This is a genomic window from Arthrobacter sp. YAF17 (assembly GCF_052113365.1).
Lineage (GTDB): Bacteria > Actinomycetota > Actinomycetes > Actinomycetales > Micrococcaceae > Arthrobacter.
In genome coordinates this window covers 1-17950 of the sequence record NZ_JBFRDB010000005.1, presented here as the reverse complement: position 1 = coordinate 17950, position 17950 = coordinate 1, and the positions used below count along the sequence as shown (strand labels likewise).

The window sequence follows — 17950 nt, the reverse complement described above, 5'->3', positions numbered from 1 at the left end:
CTCGGGTTTGGGAGCTCCGCCGCGGCTGGTCCTATAGGATTTGATCATGAAACCTTCGTCCGGGAGCGGGACCGAGATGCGCCCCGCAGGCCGTCCCGTCAGCCGCCAGGTCCTCGCCGACCACGTGTACGAGGAACTCCTTGCATCGCTGATGGACGGGAGACTCGAGCCCGGGGCCGCGGTGAGCATCGATGGAACCGCCCGGGAGCTTGACGTGTCCCCGACGCCGGTCCGCGAAGCGCTTGCCAGGCTCGAACACACCGGTATGATCCGCCGCGTGGCGCTCAAGGGGTACCGGGTCGCGCCGGTCTTCACGCAGGAAGACTTCGCTGAACTCATGGAAGCGCGGCTGGCGATCGAGCCGGTCAATGCCCGCCTCGCATGCGCCCGGTTGACCCCGGGGCACCTCGCCGAGTTAACGCAGGCCGTCGCCGATCTCAAGAAGGCGCCCAGAGGTCCCTCTTTTGCCGAATACCGCGACTACTTGGAGGCTGACGAGCGCTTCCACCGGCTGATCGCAGAATATACCGGCAACCAGTTTATGGTTGCCGCCTACGCTGCCCTCGGCGGTCAGGTCCAGCGCTTCCGGCTCTTCGGAGGAGTGGGCATCACCGACGCCGAACACGCCATAGCCGAGCATCAGTCCGTGCTGGACGCACTGTCTTCCGGCGACCCGGAGCAGGCGGCCGACGCCATGGCCGAGCACGTGCGGAAGGTCCGCGGCCGGGCCATCGCCGATGCTCCGGCGCCGTAGTTTTTTCCCAGATCACAGACACTACGTCAGCGGTCCGATAACTTTTCTGTGATGCCCTTCACAAATGAATCACATACCCTATAGGATCTTCGATTGTGGCGGCTATGGTGCCGGCATCGGAATCACGAGGGAGTGAACAGTGCATACAGAGACTTTGGCCGCTGGGCCCAAGGAATCAGCAACACGCCGCACCATCAAGAATCTGCGGTGGTGGATCCTGGGCTGGGCGCTGGCCGCCGGCATCATCAACTACATGGACCGCAGCGCGATCTCTATCGCCGCCCCGCAACTGATCAAAGAATTCGGCATGACCCGGACGGACATCGGACTGCTCGGCACTGTGTTTTCCTGGACGTACGCCTTCTGCCAACTGCCCGCCGGGTGGCTCGTGGACAAACTTGGCGCCCGCCGGATGTACTTCCTCGCAATTGCCGGCTGGAGCATCGCCACCGCGCTGATGGCCGTCGGAGGCAAGATGTGGCACTTCGTCGCCTTCCGCTTCCTGCTCGGCGTCACCGAGGCACCAAACGGCCCGGCGTCCGCAAAGCTCACGGCGGACTGGTTCCCCCGCGCAGAGCGTGGGCAGGCCACAGCCATCTGGGACAGCGGCTCCAAGTGGGGGCCGGCGATTGCGCCGCCGGTGTTGACCGCCATCATGCTGGCCTTCGGTTGGCAGGCCATCTTCATTTTCCTCGGAGTCGCCGGACTGGTGCTGGCACTCGCCTTCTTCATCTACTACCGCTCCCCGGAAGAGCACAAGCGCATCAGCACAAAAGAACTGGACTACATCGAATCCCAGCGCGCCTCACAGGTCCTCACGGCCAAAAAGGTCTCTTGGCTCGGACTCTTCAAGCACCGCCAGATCTGGGGAATGATGGCAGGCTTCTTCTGCGTCATTTGGATCTGGAACATCTTCATCGTCTTCCTGCCGCTGTACCTGCAGGAAGAGCGCGGCGCCAGCATCGCAACGTCCGGCTGGCTGGCAGCGGTCCCGTACCTCGGCGCTGCCATCCTCGGCATCACGGGCGGCTGGGTCATGACGCGCTACTCCAAGAAGGCCGGCCGCGATCCGCTCCTGGCTAAGCGCCACGTGATGTCAGTCGCCGCCGTCGCCGCCGGCATCCTGATCTGCCTGATTCCCTTCGTAGATTCGCTGCCGCTCGCAATCGTTGTGATGACCGTCGCGCTGGGCTTCGTCGCCACTATGCAGGCCGCCGCATGGGCAATGCCCGGCGACATCGTCGACAACTCCCAGGTGGCATCGGTCGGCGCCATCCAGAACTTCGGTGGCTACTTCGGCGGTGCCTTCGCCCCGCTGCTCACCGGCGTGATCGCCGACGCAACCGGCTCCTACGCGCCGTCGTTCGTCATCGGCGGCATCATTGCTGCCCTCGCGGCAGTGGCGTACACGGTATTGGTTCGCGGGCCCATCAAGGACAAAGATGCAGCACTCGAACCGGCGAACGGAACGGACGCATGAGCTCATCAACCGATGAATTGACGACGGCTGACTCCGCGGCTGTCGCTGCCCTGCCCTTCACTGTGGCCGTTACGGCCGACGCTGCCCGGCCCGACGGAAGCTCCATTCATGGGGATCTGGGGCTGCAGCGGCTCGGCGAGCACGGCATCAGCTGGAGCGTCCTGCCCAGTTATACAGACCCGGTGCCGCTCGCTGATCTCGACGGCGTCCACGCAGTGCTGTCGCTGGGGCACATCGCTTTCGATGCGCGCACCGTGGACCACGCCCCGGACCTGAGGCTGATTGCCCGCTTCGGGGCGGGTTACGAAACGATCGACCTGGAGGCCTGCACCCGCGCCGGCGTCGTCGTCACCAACACCCCGGACGCCATCCGGCGGCCGTTGGCAGTGGCGGGACTGACCCTCCTCCTGGCTCTCTCACACAAGCTCCTCGCCAAGGACAGGCTGACGCGGACTTCGGATTGGGCCCGGCGCGAGCACTACCGCGGCGCGCCGCTGGTGGGGCAGACGGTCGGCATCGTGGGTTTCGGCAGCGTGGGCGCCGAGCTAGCCCGCCTGCTGGCCCCGCTCGGGATGAACGTGGTGGGCAACAACCGCAGCGGCCGCCATGCGGAGGCCGCCGGCCTCGGCGTCGAGCTGCTGGGCCTGGACGAGCTCCTGGAGCGCTCCGATTACATAGTGCTCTGCGCGGCGCTGACCCCGGCGACCGAGAAGCTCATCGACGCCGCAGCGTTGGCCCGGATGAAGGCAAGCGCCTACCTGATCAACATAGGCCGCGGAAAGCTCGTGGACACGGATGCCCTCCGGGACGCCCTGCGGAACGGCCGTCTCGCCGGAGCGGGACTGGATGTTTTTGAACCGGAGCCCCTCCTTCCGGATGACGAGCTGCTGAGCCTCGACAACGTGGTCCTCTCCCCGCATTCGCTGTGCTGGACCGAGGACTTTACGCGGGACGTGGCCGCCAGCGCCCTCGAGTCCATCCTGGCTGTGGCGGCGGGGGAGCGCCCCGCCAACGTCCTGAACCCGGGCGTCTTCACGACGGAGGCATTCGCCGCGAAGCAGGCATAACCCGGGTGTGACCTTGACAACAACGCACGCGATAGTAAATCCTATAGGAAACAGGATTCCACGAAGGAGTGAACCCATGGCCTACACAGCCGAAAACTGGCCCATCACCGCGGCCCTGCTGCAGTTCCCGGGCGTCGACGCCTCGGGGACCCACATCAACGACGCCGAGGCTTCCGCCTGGGCCGACGTACTCTCCGAAGTCAAGGAGGCAGGCTTCACCAACGCGGACCTCACCGACAGCTGGGTCCGGCCCGGCGACCTGAGCCCGGCCCGCCTCGCAGAATTCAAGCAGACCGCAGAAAATGTCGGCATCGGCATCCCCGTCATCTCCGCCATCCGCCGCAGCGTAATCGAGGAGCGGAACTGGGAAGCGAACCTGGCGTACAGCCACCGCACCATCGACGCCGCCGCCGAACTCGGCTGCGAGGTGGTCTCTTTCGGCCTGCACCAGGCCATCACTGCCGAGCAGCAGAAGCAGCTCTGGTTCTGGACCGTCGAAGGATACAAGGACCCGGTGGGCGACAAAGAAACCTGGGGCAAGGCCGTGAGCCGCCTGCGGGAACTCGGCCAGCACGCGGCCGACGTCGGGATCCTGCTTTCGCTCGAAATGTACGAGGACACGTACCTCGGCACCGCGGATTCTTCAGTCCAGCTGGTCCAGGACATCGGCCTGGCCAACGTCGGCATCAACCCTGACATCGGCAACCTGATCCGGCTCCACCGCCCGATCGAGGACTGGCGCGAAATGGTGGCCAAGACGCTCCCGTACTCCAACTACTGGCACATGAAGAACTACATCCGCGATGAGGATGTGGCCCGTGACAGCTACGTCGCCATGCCCGCGCCCATGGAAAGCGGCCTCATCAACTACCGCGAGGCGTTCAAGATTGCGCTCTCGGCCGGCTTCCAGGGAATCCTCTGCACCGAGCACTACGGCGGTGACGGGCTCAGTGTCACCGCCAGTAATCAGGACTACCTGCGGAGCCGGATCCTGCCGAAGACTGACGGCTATGCCCTCGGCCAGAGCCAGGTGGCACAGGGCCGGCAGCAGCCGGCGACCGCAGAACTCGCCGGCGTCTGACCCAGCGTCTGACCAGGCGTTCGGTGCGGCCGCACAGCCAATTGGGGGCGGCCGCACCACCGCAGATCTCCCAGCAATACTTCACCAACACGGATTCAATGAGGAACCATGACCCAGATCTTCGACAACCCCGCTGACTTTGCGGATGAAGCGTTGGACGGCTTTGTGGCGGCCAACCGCGGGTACGTCGCCCGTGTGGACGGCGGCGTCGTCCGATCCACTGAGGTCCCGGCCGGGCAGGTGGCCCTGGTGGTTGGCGGCGGCTCCGGACATTATCCCGCCTTCGCAGGACTCGTGGGACCCGGGCTGGCCGCGGCCTCGGCCTGCGGCAACATGTTTGCGTCCCCGGCCGCCGGCCAGGTCTACCGGGTGGCCAAGGCCGCCAACGTCGGGGGAGGCGTACTGCTGAGCTATGGCAACTATGCCGGGGATGTCCTGCACTTCGGCCAGGCCCAGCTCCGCCTCAACGCGGAGGGCATCAGAACCCGCACAGTTCTGGTAACGGACGACATCGCCAGCGCCCCGCTTGACCAGATCGAAAAGCGGCGCGGAATCGCCGGCGACCTGACGGTCTTCAAAATCGCGGGAGCAGCCGCCGAAGCGGGACTGGACCTGGACGACGTCGAACGGCTGGCCATCCGGACGAACTACCGTACCCGGTCGCTGGGCGTGGCATTCGACGGGTGTACCCTCCCGGGAGCCGAGGCTCCGCTGTTCGCGGTGCCCGCAGGACAGATGTCCCTGGGCCTGGGCATCCATGGCGAACCGGGGATCTCGGAGCACCCGATGCCCACGGCCTCTGAACTCGCCGAACTGCTGGTCACCAGGCTTCTCGCCGACAAGCCGCACGACGCCGGCAGCCGCGTCGTGGTGGTTGTCAACGGCCTCGGCACCGTCAAGTACGACGAGCTGTTCCTGCTCTTCGGAAAAATCGAAAAGCTTCTGGTCGCGGCCGGGCTCACCGTAGTGGAACCCGAATGCGGCGAGCTCGTCACCAGCCTGGACATGTCGGGGCTCTCCCTTACCCTCCTGTGGCTCGATGACGAACTGGAGCAGTACTGGGCGGCCCCGGCCGACACACCGGCGTTCCGCAAGGGCAATCTGGCACCGCGGCCGGCCCGTCAGATGGCCGCCGCGGACGCGGAAGTGGCGTCCGCCGTTGAACGCCCCACGGCCGCAGCGGCAGAGCTCGGACGGCTGGCCGTCGCAGTGCTCCGTCAGGTGCGGGACGTCGTCGTCGAACATGAAGAGGAACTGGGCCGGCTGGACGCAATCGCCGGCGACGGCGATCACGGCATCGGGATGCGCCGAGGCGTGGAAGCAGCGGTCACTGCCGGCGAGCAGGCGGCCGCGAACGACGGCGGCGCTTCGCCGGCGTCCGTCCTGACGGCCGCGGGGGAAGCCTGGAGCGAACGCGCCGGCGGTACCTCCGGCGCGCTCTGGGGATCCGCAATCATCGCCGCGGGCCTGGCCCTGGGAAACCGGGACAGCTACAGCGGCGAGGATGCCGCCGACACGGTCACCGCCTTCGTCGCCGCGATCACTGAACTCGGCAAGGCAGATCCAGGGGACAAGACCATGGTGGACGCCCTGCTGCCTTTCCGGGACGCGTTCTGCACAGCGCTCGACGGCGGCGCTTCCGCCGCTGAAGCGCTCGCCGACGCCGCGGCTGCCGCGCAGGCCGCCGCCGACCGGACCGCGGACCTCCGCCCGCTGAAGGGACGCGCCCGGCCGCTCGCGGAAAAGAGCCTTGGCCATCCAGACCCCGGGGCGGTTTCGTTCGCCCTCATTGCAGCAAGAATTTCCGCCCACACCGAAGACCGGCTCGCTAACCCCGAACTGGCCCAGCAAGGAGTACAGGCATGAGCACAACAACAGGCTGGCGCGTCGTCGTCGGCAATGACGAGGCCGGCGTCGAATACAAGAACGCACTCAAAGCCCTGCTTGAGGCGGACCCCCGCGTCGCCTCCGTGCACGACATCGGAGTCGGCGCCAACGATTCCACCGCCTACCCTCACGTCGCCGTTGACGCCGCCCGCAAAGTCGCCGAGGGCGACGCCGACCGGGCCCTGCTGATCTGCGGCACCGGCCTGGGCGTGGCCATCGCGGCCAACAAGGTCCCCGGCATCCGCGCCGTCACCGCGCACGACAGCTACTCAGTGGAGCGATCCGTGCTGAGCAACAACGCGCAGGTCCTCACGCTCGGACAGCGCGTCATCGGCCTGGAGCTCGCCAAGAAGCTCGTCGGCGAATGGCTGGGTCACCGGTTCGACGAAAACTCTTCCTCCGCCGCCAAGGTGGACGCCATCTGCTCCTACGAGCCCGAATACACGAAGGCAGTCTGACATGACCGCATCAGCTAACACCGCAGCCGCCATTAACGCCGCCCGCAAGATCGCCGTCGTCGGCTCCGGCTACATGGGCGGCGGGATCGCGCAGGTCCTGGCCCTCGGCGGAGCCCGCGTGGCCCTCGCGGATGTTTCCGCCGAAGTGGCGCAGAAGAACTACGAGCGGCTGCTGGCCGAATCGGACGAGTTCGTTGCCGCCGGGCTCTTTCCGGAAGGCTCCACGGCCATCCTGAAGGAGAACCTCTGGGCAGCCAAGGACATCGAGGAAGCCGTGGCAGATGCCGACTTCATCGAGGAAGCCGTTCCCGAAGTCATCGCCATCAAGCACCAGACGCTGGCCCGTATCAGCGCCGCCGCCCGCCCGGACGCCATCATCGGGTCCAACACCTCCACCATCTCCATCGCGGAGCTGTCCGGGCCCGTCACCAACCCGGGGCGATTCCTGGGCGTGCACTTCTCCAACCCGTCCCCGTTCATCCCGGGCGTGGAGATCATTCCTCATGCCGGCACCTCGGCGGCAACCATCGGCGATGTCCGTGACCTCGTTCACGCCGCCGGCAAGCAGACCGCCGTCGTCAAGGACGTCACGGGCTTTGTGCTCAACCGCCTGCAGTACGCCTTGTTCCACGAGGCCGCCCAGCTGGTGGAGCAGGAAATCGCGACCGCAGAGGACATCGACACCCTGGTCCGCACCACCTTCGGCTTCCGGCTTCCGTTCTTTGGACCGTTCGCCATCGCCGACATGGCAGGGCTGGATGTCTACAACTTCTGCTACAAGTCGCTGCAGACGGAGTTCCCGGAGCGTTTCGCGACGCCGAAGGTCCTCAGCGACCTAGTCGACGCCGGGAAGCTGGGCACCAAGACCGGTGCCGGCTTCCTCAACGTGCCGGCCGAGCGCACCCCCGAGCTGATTGCGTACCGGAACAAGGCGTATGTGGCCATGCAGAAGCTCATCGACGAGCTTGGCCCCGCCCCCATCAACTAAGCCCCGCCACTTTCAAGCCTTCAGGAGTATTCCCATGAACACCTTCCCCGCAGAACGCACCGCCATCGTCACCGGCGCCGTCTCGGAGCGTGGCATCGGCCGCGCGACCGCCAACTATCTGGCCTCGCACGGCTGGAACGTCGGCATCATCGATCTCGACGACGCTCTGTGCAAGGCGGCTGCCAAGGAACTGGCCGCCGAGCACGGCGTGAAGGCGTTCGGAGCCGGCGCCAACATTTCCGACGAAGCGTCCGTCCGGGCGGCCATCGACGCGATCGAGGCGGAACTTCCGCAGATCGTCGCTCTGGCCAACGTGGCCGGTGTCAGCTCGCCGGTCCCGTACCTGGAACTCGACGCGGCCGAGTGGGACCGCGTGCTGAGCATCAACCTCAATGGCGTCCACTACGCCACGCGCCGGGTCGCCGAGTCCATGGTGAAGAACAGGATCGGGCGCATCGTGAACATCTCTTCCGTCTCCGCGCAGCGCGGCGGCGGCACGTTCTCCAAGACGCCGTATTCCGTGGCCAAGGCCGGCGTGATCGGGCTGACCCGCTCCACGGCCCGCGAACTGGGCGAGTACGACATCACGGTCAACGCCATCTCGCCGGGCCCCATCGACACCGACATCATGGGCGGCACGCTCAGCGAGGAACGCAAGGACGAACTCACCAAAGACCTCGTGGTGAACCGGGTGGGCTCCACCCGGGACATTGCGGCCGCCATCGCCTTCCTCATCAGCGAGGACGCCGGGTACATCTCCGGCCAGACGCTGAATGTGGATGGCGGACTCTACATGCACTAGGGAAGAACAAACGTGGCACAGCCAAAAAACACCCCCGCGACAGGGTTCGCCTCATGGAGCAAAGCACGGAAGCTCTATCTCGCAGTCGGAGTCCTGGCCTGCCTGGCCGGAATCATGATCATCGCATTTTCTCGCTAGGAACTTTCCCGCTCCACCGCTCTACCCGCACCTGATTCATCCTGAGTTACACCACTGATTGCTCGACGAGGAGTTTTTGATGTCCGTAACAACAACGTCCACTAGGGACCTCCTGGAGACGCCGGTACTGAAATCGGCGATTTCCAAGGCGTCCTTCCGGCTTATGCCCATGTTGGTCATCCTCTATGTGGTCGCCTTCCTGGACCGCACCAACGTGGGCTTCGCCGAAGCCGCTCTGGGAGTGGACAGGGGCATCACGGCCGGCGCGTACGCACTGGGAGCCGGGATCTTTTTCATCGGCTACGCCCTCTTCGAAATCCCCAGCAATCTCCTGCTGACGAAGTACGGTGCCAAGGTCTGGTTGGCCCGTATCGCCATCACGTGGGGCATCGTCTCCGCGTGTTTCGCGTTCGTCCAGGGCGAGACGTCGTTCATCATCCTGCGGTTCCTCCTCGGCGTCACCGAGGCCGGTCTCTTCCCGGGCGTCATCATGTTCCTCGCCGCGTGGTTCCCCAACAAGGTTCGCGTCAAAATGTTCGCCATCTTCTACCTGGCGCAGCCCTTCTCGCAGATGATGGGCGCGCCGCTGTCCGGCTGGCTGATCAACATCGGCGATCAGGTCCCCGGCGTGCAGGGCTGGCAGGTCATGTTCTTCGTTGAAGGCATGCTGGCGGTTGTGGCCGGCATTGCCGCGTTCTTCTTCCTCATCAACAGCCCGCAGGACGCCAAGTTCCTCAACAAGGACGAGAAAAAGGCACTCCTGGACGTCATGGCTCTGGAGGATTCCGTCAAGGAGGAGACCGGCCCGCGCGGTGTGCTCGCCGCGATGAAAAATGGCAAGGTCTGGTACTTCACGGTCATCTACTTCTGCCTCCAGATCGCCGTCTACGGTGTGACGTTTTACCTTCCGCAGCAGGTGGCCCAGCTGACCGGCCAGAAAGTCGGCTTCGCGGTGGGCATGATGGCCGCCATCCCGTGGTTCTTCGGCATCTTTGCCTGCTACTTCATCGGCAAGGCCGCCAACACCGTCATCCGCCGTCGCCTATGGGGTACCGGACTGTTCATCTCCACGGGCCTGTGCATCTTCGGTTCCGCATGGGCGGGCGCCAACCACCTTCCGGTGCTCGGTATTCTCTTCATCACGCTGGCTGTCTGCAGCTTCCTCTCCATCGGTCCCATCGCCTGGTCCTACCCGACGGCGTTCCTCACCGGCACCGCCGCGGCGGCAGGCATCGGCCTCATCAACTCCCTGGGCAACCTGGGCGGTTTTGTGGCCCCGATCCTGCGGACCTCGGTCAACCAGGTCACCGCCTCGGACACCGGAACCATGGGCATCTACGCCCTCGGTGTGCTCCCGTTCCTGGCTGCGGCCATGATGTTCGCGACCAAGCGGTTCAAGAACAAGGCAGACGACCTGCTGGAGCAGTAGCAACCGTCCAGACGCGCCGGGCGCACCAAMCGCGCCCGGCGCGTCCGGGCATCGACCGGCTCGGCCGGGTTCGAGCAGAAAGCACCAACATGCAGCAAAGTGACACCAGCCAGACCTTCCCTCCACTGCTGGTGGGCGTCAGCTCCAAGATGTACCTGGGCTACCAGGACAGCCTGGACTGGCTGGGGCAGCTGCGCCACGAAGTGGACACCCGTCCGGCCCTCGCGGCCGGACGGGTAGTCCCGTTCGTGATCCCGTCGTTCCCGCTTCTCCCGGCGGCCGCCGCGCTTCTGGCGGGTTCGCCGCTATTGCTGGGTGCGCAGAACTGCGGCTGGGCGGAGGGCCCGTGGACCGGGGAGGTGGCCCCGTCCATGCTCGCGGAGCTTGGCGTAAGTCTCGTTGAGATCGGGCACGCGGAGCGTCGCCGGCACTTCGGCGAAGACGACGGCATGATTGCCCGAAAAGTCCGGGCCGCCGCTGCAGCCGGGCTGAATCCGCTGGTCTGCGTGGGAGAGCCCGACCATGGCAGCGCCGCCAACGCCGCGGAATTCGTGTATCGCCAGATCCGCTCGGCCGTGGACGGCGACTGGGAACTCGCCCGCCGGCTCGTCCTCGCCTACGAGCCCGTCTGGGCCATCGGTGCGGCCGAGCCCGCCGCCGCGGTCTACGTGTCCGACGTCGTCCGGCGGCTCCGGAGCCACGTCGCCACCGCCGGACTGGAGAACCTTCCCGTCATCTATGGCGGCTCGGCCAGGCCAGGGCTTTTGCCGACGCTTGACGGCGTCTCGGGCCTGTTCCTGGGCAGGTTCGCGCACGATCCGGTGAACTTCGGCGCTGTGCTGGACGAGGCCCTCCTGCTCGCGGAAGGCCTCCCGGCGTCCCGCTGAGCATGTCCCGCCTCGGTCCACGTTTACCGCTGGACATGCCCCGCGGGAGCCACGAGCAGTTGGCAGAATGCCATGGTGTCCACTGTTCACGGCGAAGAATGAGCATGTCCCCGTGACGCCGTGACAAAAGAGTGGTCCCGTCCCGCGGGCTGGCGGGCAAAGCTCAGGAAGCCACCGACCGCTGGCACAATCCGATGAACCCGCCCAACTGCTCCAGCCCCTCGGGGTGCGGGGGGAGGTAGTTGGTCAGTTCGGGTGCCCGGACCACGACGGCGCGCCACTGGCCGCGGGAGACTGCCACGTTGATCCGGTTGCGGGAGAGCAGGAACTCCATACCGCGCGGCGCCTCGGCCACCGCCGAACACGCCATCGACACAATGACGACGGCGGCTTCCTGGCCCTGGAACTTGTCCACGGTTCCCACCCGGACTCCGGCGAGCCCCGCCCCATCGAGCGCATCGCGGATGACGTTGACCTGGGCGTTGTACGCGGCCACCACCAGGATGTCCGCCACGCCCAGCGGACGCTTATCCTGCTCCGAATGCCAGCTCAGCCCCAGATGCCGCTTCACCTGGCGGACAACCTCGGCAGCCTCCTCGGAAGACGACGTGATGTTGCCGCTGTGTTCCACCAGGACGGTCTCGATCCCGGCAGGAACCCCCTCGAGCCGCCGGAGGTCAGCGGCTGGCGCCGATTGCAGCCTGCCCTCATAGGAGAGTTCGGAGACGGCCAGGCACAGCACCGACGTCATCCGCCACGAGTCGGCCAGGAAATAGCCAAGTTCCGGCGGAAGCGTGGCATGACCGGCGGAACCCCAGCCCAAGGCTGACTCGTCCACGGGCTCGGGGTGCGCGCCCTGGCTGACCTGCGGCAACTGCTGGGGATCGCCGAGCAACAGCAGCCGGCTGCTGGCCTGGGCCACGGCCAGGGTGTTCGCGAGGGAGAACTGTCCGGCCTCGTCGATCACCAGCAGGTCCAGAGACCCGGCCGGGACATTCGCTCCCGTCATGGTCCACGCCGTGCCGCCGACTAGCGCCCCGCCGGGTGAACTGAGCAGCCGCGCCACATCCTGCGCCGAACGCTGAGCCCAGGGAAGGGGCTCCGAGTGCTTCACGTCCTTGGCGACCACAGACGGATCGACGCCGGCCTTGGTCACAGCCGTCTTCAGCAGATTCTCCACCACGGCGTGGGACTGGCCGACGACGCCGACCTTCCACCCAAGCGCCACCAGCCGGGCGATGACGTGCGACCCCACATGGGTCTTGCCGGTCCCGGGAGGACCCTGGACCGCAACGTAGGAATGATCCAGGGCCTCGACGGCCGCCGTGATCGCGTCGATGAACCGGTCCGGGCCGTCGCCGGGCAGGGGCAGCGGTGCCCCGGAGGCGAGACGTGGCGGAACCCGGCGGACCAGATCCAGGGCCGGATGGCGCGGGAGGGCGGACCCAGCCTGCAACGCCGCGGTGACCCCGGCAGCCAGGGCCGCCAAGGCGTCCTCGAGGCTTTTGGTCTGGATGGGTTGGTCTTCGGTCAGCGCTACCGGAACCTGGGCATACGGCTCGATGGCCTTGCGCAGCTTGTCGCGGATGATGACGGTGTCCTTGCCGTCCTCGTGGCCCAGCTCCAGGACCTCGGTGCCGAACCAGCCGTTGCGCCCGGTCCCAGTGATACCTGTGCCCTCAAGCCCGGCCGGAAGCGGAGGCTGGTACATGCGGAACCACGTGCTGCCCTCACGGAGGTCCGAGCCGGGACTGACCGTGCCGATGAGTTTCACCCTCCGCTCCGGAAGCTTGGCTCCGTCCTTCCACCAGTCCTTGAGCACCTCCGCATTTTCAACGAGGAAAACATTGCGGTCCTGCTGGTGGTGCGTGTCGGGGCCGTTCTCGCAGCGGTCGAAGTGCGCCCACCAGAACGCCTTGCGCTCCCGGCGGTGATAGCTGACCGCCGCCGCCAGCATCGAGACCGCCTTCCGGTCGTCCTCGGACAGCCCGACGCCGGGAGCCGCCAGTTCAGCCAGCGCCACTTCGAGCGGGTCCAGGTCGGCGGCACCAGGCCCGATGACTGGATCCGTGGCCGCGCCGGTGACAGCGCCGGCGCCGGCAGACGTCGTGGGGGAGGCGCCGTCGCCGGGTTCGACCCCGCCGAGTGGTGTGATCCCTCGCTCCCGGGCAAGTCCCAGGAGCCAGTCCCGGAGCTCCAAGGTGGAAAGGCAGTCGTATTCGTTGTAGTCGGAGATCCCCGCGAGGATGGTGGCCGCTTCCTCGGCCCGGCCGTCGTCGCGGGCATCGCAGTAGTGGGCGTAGGCAACCACCGAGGCGCCGGCGTCCTTCACGTCCCCGGAGCGCAGATTCGTCCCCATGTAGAGCGGCTCGAGTTTCTTGATGCTGTAGGAATTCTCGGAGATCCGGATGCTGTTCCGGACCGTCTGGTACAGATCCACCAGGAGCCCGTCCCGCAGCCACTGGTCCACCGTTTCTTCGCCGGCAACGTGCATGACGGAAAGCTTCCGGAGCGCCGTCTTCTCGTAGGCGGCGTAGTGGTAGACGTGCATGTCCGGGTAGTCCTGCCGGCGCTTCTGCACATACTCGAGGAAGTCGAGGAAAGCCTGTTTCTCCGCCTCCCGGTCATGCGCCCAGAACGGCCTGAAAACTCCGGGGACGCCGGGACCCGTCGGCGCCTCGATGACGCCGAACAGGTACTCCAGCCCCCAGACTCCGGTGGCGCTTTCCTGCCATAGGGGATCGCCCTCGAAGTCGAAGAAGATGTCGCCCTCGCTGGGCGGGGGCAGCTCGGCGAGCGAGTTCTCCGGGATCACGCCGAAGCGGATGTAGTGCTCTTCGCCGTCCTTGAGGAAGCGGACCTCACCGTCCGCTGCGCCGATGCCGCTCTGCATCCTGGCCTGGTCCTGCAGGCGCAGCAGCGAGGCGCTGGGATTGACCAGGGCGGCTTCCGCGAGTTCCCGGACCGTGCGGATGCCGTCGGCGCGGAGTTTCTTGCGCTGGGCCGAGCTCATCCGCGCCACGAGCAGCAGATCATCGGCGGCCACGACCTGCTCCTGGCAGTAATCGCAGCGGCCGCAGGCGGTGATTCCGGGAGAATCCCACCGCACGGGGCCGGGCTGCGCCAGATGCGAGGAGGTCAAGGCCAGGAAGCCGTCCCGCCGCTCCCGGAACACCGGCAGGATCTCCGCAAGCTTGTGGTGGCTTCTGACGTAGTCGAAGCCGCCGCCCGGGAGCGGAACGGTGGCTCCCAGGATCAGGGTCACCGCAGGGTCCGGCGCAATACCGGCCTTCAGCAACTGGTCGCCGTAGGCCGCAAGCTGAAGCAGTGCCGTCACCTTGGCATGGCGGGCCAGCTTGGTGTCGAACACGGCGTAAGTCCCGGTGGCCTGGCGGACCAGGAAATCGGAGCGGCCGTGGAACTGGCCGTCGAAAAAAGCCGCCTGGAACACCACATCGGCGCCCGAGCGCAGGGCGTCGATGGATTCCCGGTGCTTGGCCAGCAACGTGGCGCGGTCCATGGCCTCGGCCGGCACGACGTCGTACACGCCGCGGCCGGCGGCCGGATTCCAGTGACCGAACTCCTCGACGAAGCGGTCAAGGACTCTGTGCTCGTGGAGATCGCCCAATACGGCGGCATGCCTGAGCATCTCGTCATCTTCGAAGGATGCTTTGGGGGAGCGGCCCAGCTTCTCGTCGAGCTTCCGGAGCAGCTGGTACTCACAGCTGGCGGCCGTCACGAGGTCGCTCGCGGAGAAGACCAGGTCCGGTGCGGAACCTGGGACTTCCGGTTCAAGGAAAAACACTGTGCCCCCGATGTTGTTGCACTGCCGCGTTGCAGGCGCTGCTGCCTTGGCCGAAAGGTCAATGCAACCCCGGCCGTGTGCTCTTCAAGCTATCAAAGCCCTCCGACATTTCCGGCGGGCACCCGGCGGAACGGGCTGGTTCCTGACGCAGGCCCGGCGTATGGTCTGAAAGACCATGACCGAACAGCAACCCTTCCAGCTGGTGCAGCGCTACCCGCATTTCGAGTTGCGCCGCTATCCCGCGCATGTCGTAGCCGAAATTCAGGTCACCGCGACGTTCGACCGGGCGGGCAACGCAGCTTTCCGCCACCTGTTCAACTACATCAGCGGCAACAACACCGCCCGTCAGAAGCTGGCGATGACCGCCCCGGTGATCCAGGAGCCCGGCCCTTCGCAGCAGCTTGCGATGACCGCCCCCGTGCTCCAGACAGGTCCGTTGCCGCGAAGCGGAGAATCCGCTGATTTTGTGGTGGCCTTTGTGCTCCCTGCAGACCTGACAGCGGAGACAGCCCCGGTCCCTGCGGACTCCCAGGTCAAGATCCGGACCGTCCCCGGGTCCCTGGCCGCGGCCCTCCGGTTCTCGGGCAGCGGGTCGGAAACTGCCTTCGAAAGGCGCAACGACGGCCTCCAGGCGGCACTGGTGGTGGCCGGACTGGCAGCCGCGGGTCCGCCACGATTCGCGCGCTTTGATCCTCCGTTCAAACCTTGGTTCCTGCGGCGAAACGAGGTGGTTCAGGACGTCGAACAGTCCCACCCAGCTGCCGGCGCCGCCAGCCCCTGACCCCGGTGAGGCAAAATGGCTGGGTGACTCAACTTCCCCAGCGTCTTTCCCCGTCAGCTTCCACACCGTCGCCCCAGACCCGGACCAAGAACCAGACTCCGCACACCCAGGAGTCCGGCATCGCGGCCCAGATCGCCGCCGAACTTGGCGCGCAGGCCTGGCAGGTCAAGGCCGCAGTGGACCTGCTCGACGCCGGCTCCACCGTGCCCTTCATCGCCCGGTACCGCAAGGAAGCCACCGGGACGCTCGACGACACCCAGCTCCGCGAGCTCGAGGAGCGGCTGCGCTACCTGCGCGAGCTGGAGGACCGCCGTCGGACAGTCCTCGAAGCGATCGCCGCCCAGGGTGCGCTGACCCCGGAACTGCAGGCCGCGATCGTCGGCGCGGACACGAAGTCGCGGCTGGAGGACATCTACCTCCCGTTCAAGACCAAACGGCGGACCAAGGCGCAGATCGCCCGCGAGGCCGGCCTGGAACCGCTCGCCGATGCCCTGCTGAAACGGCCGGAGCTGGATCCGGAACGGGAAGCGGCCAAGTATCTCAACACCGAGCACGCCATCGGGGACGCCGTCACGGCGCTCGCCGGCGCGCGCTCCATCCTGGTGGAGCGGGTCGCCCAGGACGCCGACCTGGCCGCCACGCTGCGGGAGCGGCTCTGGGCCCAGGGCCGGATGGTTTCCCGGGTCAAGAAGGGCAAGGACGCGGAAGGGCAGAAGTTCAAGGACTATTTCGAGTTCTCGCAGCAGCCGTCGGGGATGCCCTCGCACCGCGTGCTGGCACTGCTGCGCGGCGAAAAGGACGGCGTGCTGGAGCTGGATCTCGCCGAGGCTGAACCGAACGACGACGCCGCCCTCACCGCCGCGCGGGGCCGCTACGAAGCCGCTGTGGCCCGGTTCCTCGGCGTTGCCGACCGCGGCCGGCCCGCCGACGCCTGGCTGCTGCAGACCGCACAGGTCGCCTGGCGCTCGCGGGTGCTGGCCCGGCTGACCGCTGATCTGCGGAGCAGGATGTTCGCCGCCGCCGAGGACGAGGCCGTGCGGGTCTTCGCCGCCAACCTGAGGGACGTGCTCCTCGCCGCGCCCGCCGGGAACCACGCCACCCTGGGCCTGGACCCGGGACTGCGCACCGGGGTGAAAGTCGCTGTCGTGGACGGCACCGGCAAGGTGGTGGCGACCGACACCATCTACCCGCACGCCCCGGCCCGGAAGTGGGACGAGGCGCTGCGGACGCTCGTGAACCTGGCCCGGAAGCACGGCGTCGAACTCGTGGCGATCGGCAACGGTACGGCGTCCCGGGAAACGGACAAGCTCGCCGCTGAACTGTTGAAGCAGCTCAGCGCCGGCTCGGATCCTGCCACCGACACCAAGCCGCAGAAAATCGTTGTCTCGGAAGCAGGCGCCTCCGTGTATTCCGCCTCGGCACTGGCGGCCGCGGAGCTGCCCGGCATGGATGTGTCCCTGCGTGGCGCAGTGTCCATCGCACGGCGGCTGCAGGACCCGCTCGCGGAGCTGGTGAAGATCGAGCCGAAGTCGATCGGCGTCGGGCAGTACCAGCACGACGTCACCGCCGCGAAGCTGGACCGCAGCCTCGACGCGGTGGTCGAGGACTGCGTGAATGCGGTGGGCGTGGACGTCAACACCGCCTCGCCGGCGCTGCTGAGCCGCGTGGCCGGCGTCGGGCCGCTGCTGAGCGAGAACATCGTGGCCTACCGGAACGAGCATGGCCCGTTCAGCAAGCGCAGCGAGCTGAAGAAGGTGCCGCGGCTCGGCGCGAAAGCCTTTGAGCAGTGTGCCGGCTTCCTGCGCATCACCGGGGGAGCGGAGCCGCTGGATGCCTCCAGCGTGCACCCGGAGGCGTATCCGGTGGCACGGAAGATCAGGGCCGCCGCCGGCGGGAAGGGTCCGGCTGCGGGCAGCTTCGCCGCCCTGAATCCGCAGGACTTTGTTGACGGTGCCTTCGGCCTGCCGACGGTTCAGGACATCATCGCCGAGCTGGAGAAGCCCGGCCGTGACCCGCGTCCGGCTTTCGCGGCCGCGACGTTCTCGGAAGGGATCGAGAAGATCTCCGACCTCAGGCCCGGCATGGTGCTCGAGGGGACCGTGACCAATGTGGCGGCGTTCGGAGCGTTCGTCGACGTCGGGGTTCACCAGGACGGCCTGGTGCACGTTTCCGCGCTGGCGAACCGCTTCGTCTCCGATCCCCGCGACGTGGTCAAATCCGGCCAGGTGGTGCGGGTCAAGGTACTGGAAGCCGATCCGGAACGGAAACGCATCTCCCTGACGCTGAGGCTCGACGACGAACCGCCAGCTTCCGCGGCACGCGGGGGTGGCGGCCGCGTGGGCGGCGGCCGCGCGGGAGGCGGGCGTGCGGCCGGGGGTCCGGCCGCCCCGGGT

14 protein-coding genes are annotated in these 17950 nt (G+C 66.9%); 13 read left to right on the top strand and 1 reads right to left on the bottom strand.

Features of this window, described 5'->3' with window-relative positions; all coding sequences use genetic code 11:
- The first annotated feature begins 46 nt into the window (after window positions 1-46).
- The 11 genes from AB4Y67_RS05990 (at window position 47) to AB4Y67_RS05940 (ending at window position 10971) form a co-directional block, all read left to right on the top strand.
- On the top strand, window positions 47-754 hold the full coding sequence (locus AB4Y67_RS05990) for a GntR family transcriptional regulator (protein ID WP_441404875.1): 708 nt from the start codon (window positions 47-49) through the stop codon (window positions 752-754).
- A gap of 139 nt (window positions 755-893) precedes the next feature.
- Window positions 894-2234 carry an MFS transporter gene (locus AB4Y67_RS05985; protein ID WP_441404874.1) on the top strand — a complete coding sequence of 447 codons (1341 nt, stop codon included), beginning with the start codon at window positions 894-896 and terminating at the stop codon, window positions 2232-2234.
- Entirely contained in the window at window positions 2231-3301 is a 1071-nt protein-coding gene (locus tag AB4Y67_RS05980) for a 2-hydroxyacid dehydrogenase (protein WP_441404873.1), read from the top strand. Before AB4Y67_RS05985 ends, AB4Y67_RS05980 begins: the two co-directional genes overlap by 4 nt.
- Before the next feature lie 76 nt (window positions 3302-3377).
- On the top strand, window positions 3378-4382 hold the full coding sequence (locus AB4Y67_RS05975; protein ID WP_441404872.1) for a sugar phosphate isomerase/epimerase family protein: 1005 nt from the start codon (window positions 3378-3380) through the stop codon (window positions 4380-4382).
- A gap of 108 nt (window positions 4383-4490) precedes the next feature.
- Window positions 4491-6248 carry a dihydroxyacetone kinase subunit DhaL gene (gene dhaL / locus AB4Y67_RS05970; RefSeq protein WP_441404871.1) on the top strand — a complete coding sequence of 586 codons (1758 nt, stop codon included), beginning with the start codon at window positions 4491-4493 and terminating at the stop codon, window positions 6246-6248.
- Window positions 6245-6727, top strand: coding sequence for a ribose-5-phosphate isomerase (locus AB4Y67_RS05965; protein WP_441404870.1), 483 nt, complete (start codon window positions 6245-6247; stop codon window positions 6725-6727). The genes dhaL and AB4Y67_RS05965 overlap by 4 nt, the downstream gene beginning before the upstream one ends.
- Before the next feature lies 1 nt (window position 6728).
- A complete protein-coding gene (locus AB4Y67_RS05960) occupies window positions 6729-7715 on the top strand; it encodes a 3-hydroxyacyl-CoA dehydrogenase family protein (RefSeq protein WP_441404869.1) in 987 nt (328 codons plus the stop codon).
- Window positions 7716-7749: 34 nt separating this feature from the next.
- Window positions 7750-8517, top strand: a complete 768-nt coding sequence (locus tag AB4Y67_RS05955) for an SDR family NAD(P)-dependent oxidoreductase (RefSeq protein ID WP_441404868.1) — start codon at window positions 7750-7752, stop codon at window positions 8515-8517.
- Window positions 8518-8529: 12 nt separating this feature from the next.
- Window positions 8530-8655, top strand: coding sequence for a hypothetical protein (locus tag AB4Y67_RS05950; RefSeq protein ID WP_441404867.1), 126 nt, complete (start codon window positions 8530-8532; stop codon window positions 8653-8655).
- A 79-nt stretch (window positions 8656-8734) separates the two neighbouring features.
- Window positions 8735-10084 (top strand): MFS transporter, encoded by a 1350-nt coding sequence (locus tag AB4Y67_RS05945; protein WP_441404866.1) that lies wholly within the window; start codon window positions 8735-8737, stop codon window positions 10082-10084.
- An 89-nt stretch (window positions 10085-10173) separates the two neighbouring features.
- Window positions 10174-10971 (top strand): triose-phosphate isomerase, encoded by a 798-nt coding sequence (locus AB4Y67_RS05940; RefSeq protein ID WP_441404865.1) that lies wholly within the window; start codon window positions 10174-10176, stop codon window positions 10969-10971.
- Between the two features lie 163 nt (window positions 10972-11134).
- On the opposite strand, the gene AB4Y67_RS05935 is transcribed toward AB4Y67_RS05940, so the two are convergent.
- Window positions 11135-14776 carry a TM0106 family RecB-like putative nuclease gene (locus AB4Y67_RS05935; RefSeq protein WP_441404864.1) on the bottom strand — a complete coding sequence of 1214 codons (3642 nt, stop codon included), beginning with the start codon at window positions 14774-14776 and terminating at the stop codon, window positions 11135-11137.
- Window positions 14777-14951: 175 nt separating this feature from the next.
- Between AB4Y67_RS05935 and AB4Y67_RS05930 the strand changes: the two genes are divergently transcribed.
- The gene (locus tag AB4Y67_RS05930; protein ID WP_441404863.1) at window positions 14952-15557 is read left to right on the top strand and encodes an SOUL family heme-binding protein; all 606 of its coding nucleotides are present in this window, start codon (window positions 14952-14954) and stop codon (window positions 15555-15557) included.
- 23 nt (window positions 15558-15580) lie between these two features.
- Window positions 15581-17950, top strand: a 2370-nt coding sequence (locus AB4Y67_RS05925) for a Tex family protein (RefSeq protein WP_441404862.1), incomplete at its 3' end; no start/stop codon positions are given.

Bases quoted from the DNA above. Each gene is read 5' to 3' on its own strand.
- AB4Y67_RS05990 (WP_441404875.1), top strand. From the start codon at position 47: ATGAAACCTTCGTCCGGGAGCGGGACCGAGATGCGCCCCGCAGGCCGT.
- AB4Y67_RS05980 (WP_441404873.1), top strand. From the start codon at position 2,231: ATGAGCTCATCAACCGATGAATTGACGACGGCTGACTCCGCGGCTGTC.
- AB4Y67_RS05975 (WP_441404872.1), top strand. From the start codon at position 3,378: ATGGCCTACACAGCCGAAAACTGGCCCATCACCGCGGCCCTGCTGCAG.
- dhaL (WP_441404871.1), top strand. From the start codon at position 4,491: ATGACCCAGATCTTCGACAACCCCGCTGACTTTGCGGATGAAGCGTTG.
- AB4Y67_RS05965 (WP_441404870.1), top strand. From the start codon at position 6,245: ATGAGCACAACAACAGGCTGGCGCGTCGTCGTCGGCAATGACGAGGCC.
- AB4Y67_RS05960 (WP_441404869.1), top strand. From the start codon at position 6,729: ATGACCGCATCAGCTAACACCGCAGCCGCCATTAACGCCGCCCGCAAG.
- AB4Y67_RS05955 (WP_441404868.1), top strand. From the start codon at position 7,750: ATGAACACCTTCCCCGCAGAACGCACCGCCATCGTCACCGGCGCCGTC.
- AB4Y67_RS05945 (WP_441404866.1), top strand. From the start codon at position 8,735: ATGTCCGTAACAACAACGTCCACTAGGGACCTCCTGGAGACGCCGGTA.
- AB4Y67_RS05940 (WP_441404865.1), top strand. From the start codon at position 10,174: ATGCAGCAAAGTGACACCAGCCAGACCTTCCCTCCACTGCTGGTGGGC.
- AB4Y67_RS05930 (WP_441404863.1), top strand. From the start codon at position 14,952: ATGACCGAACAGCAACCCTTCCAGCTGGTGCAGCGCTACCCGCATTTC.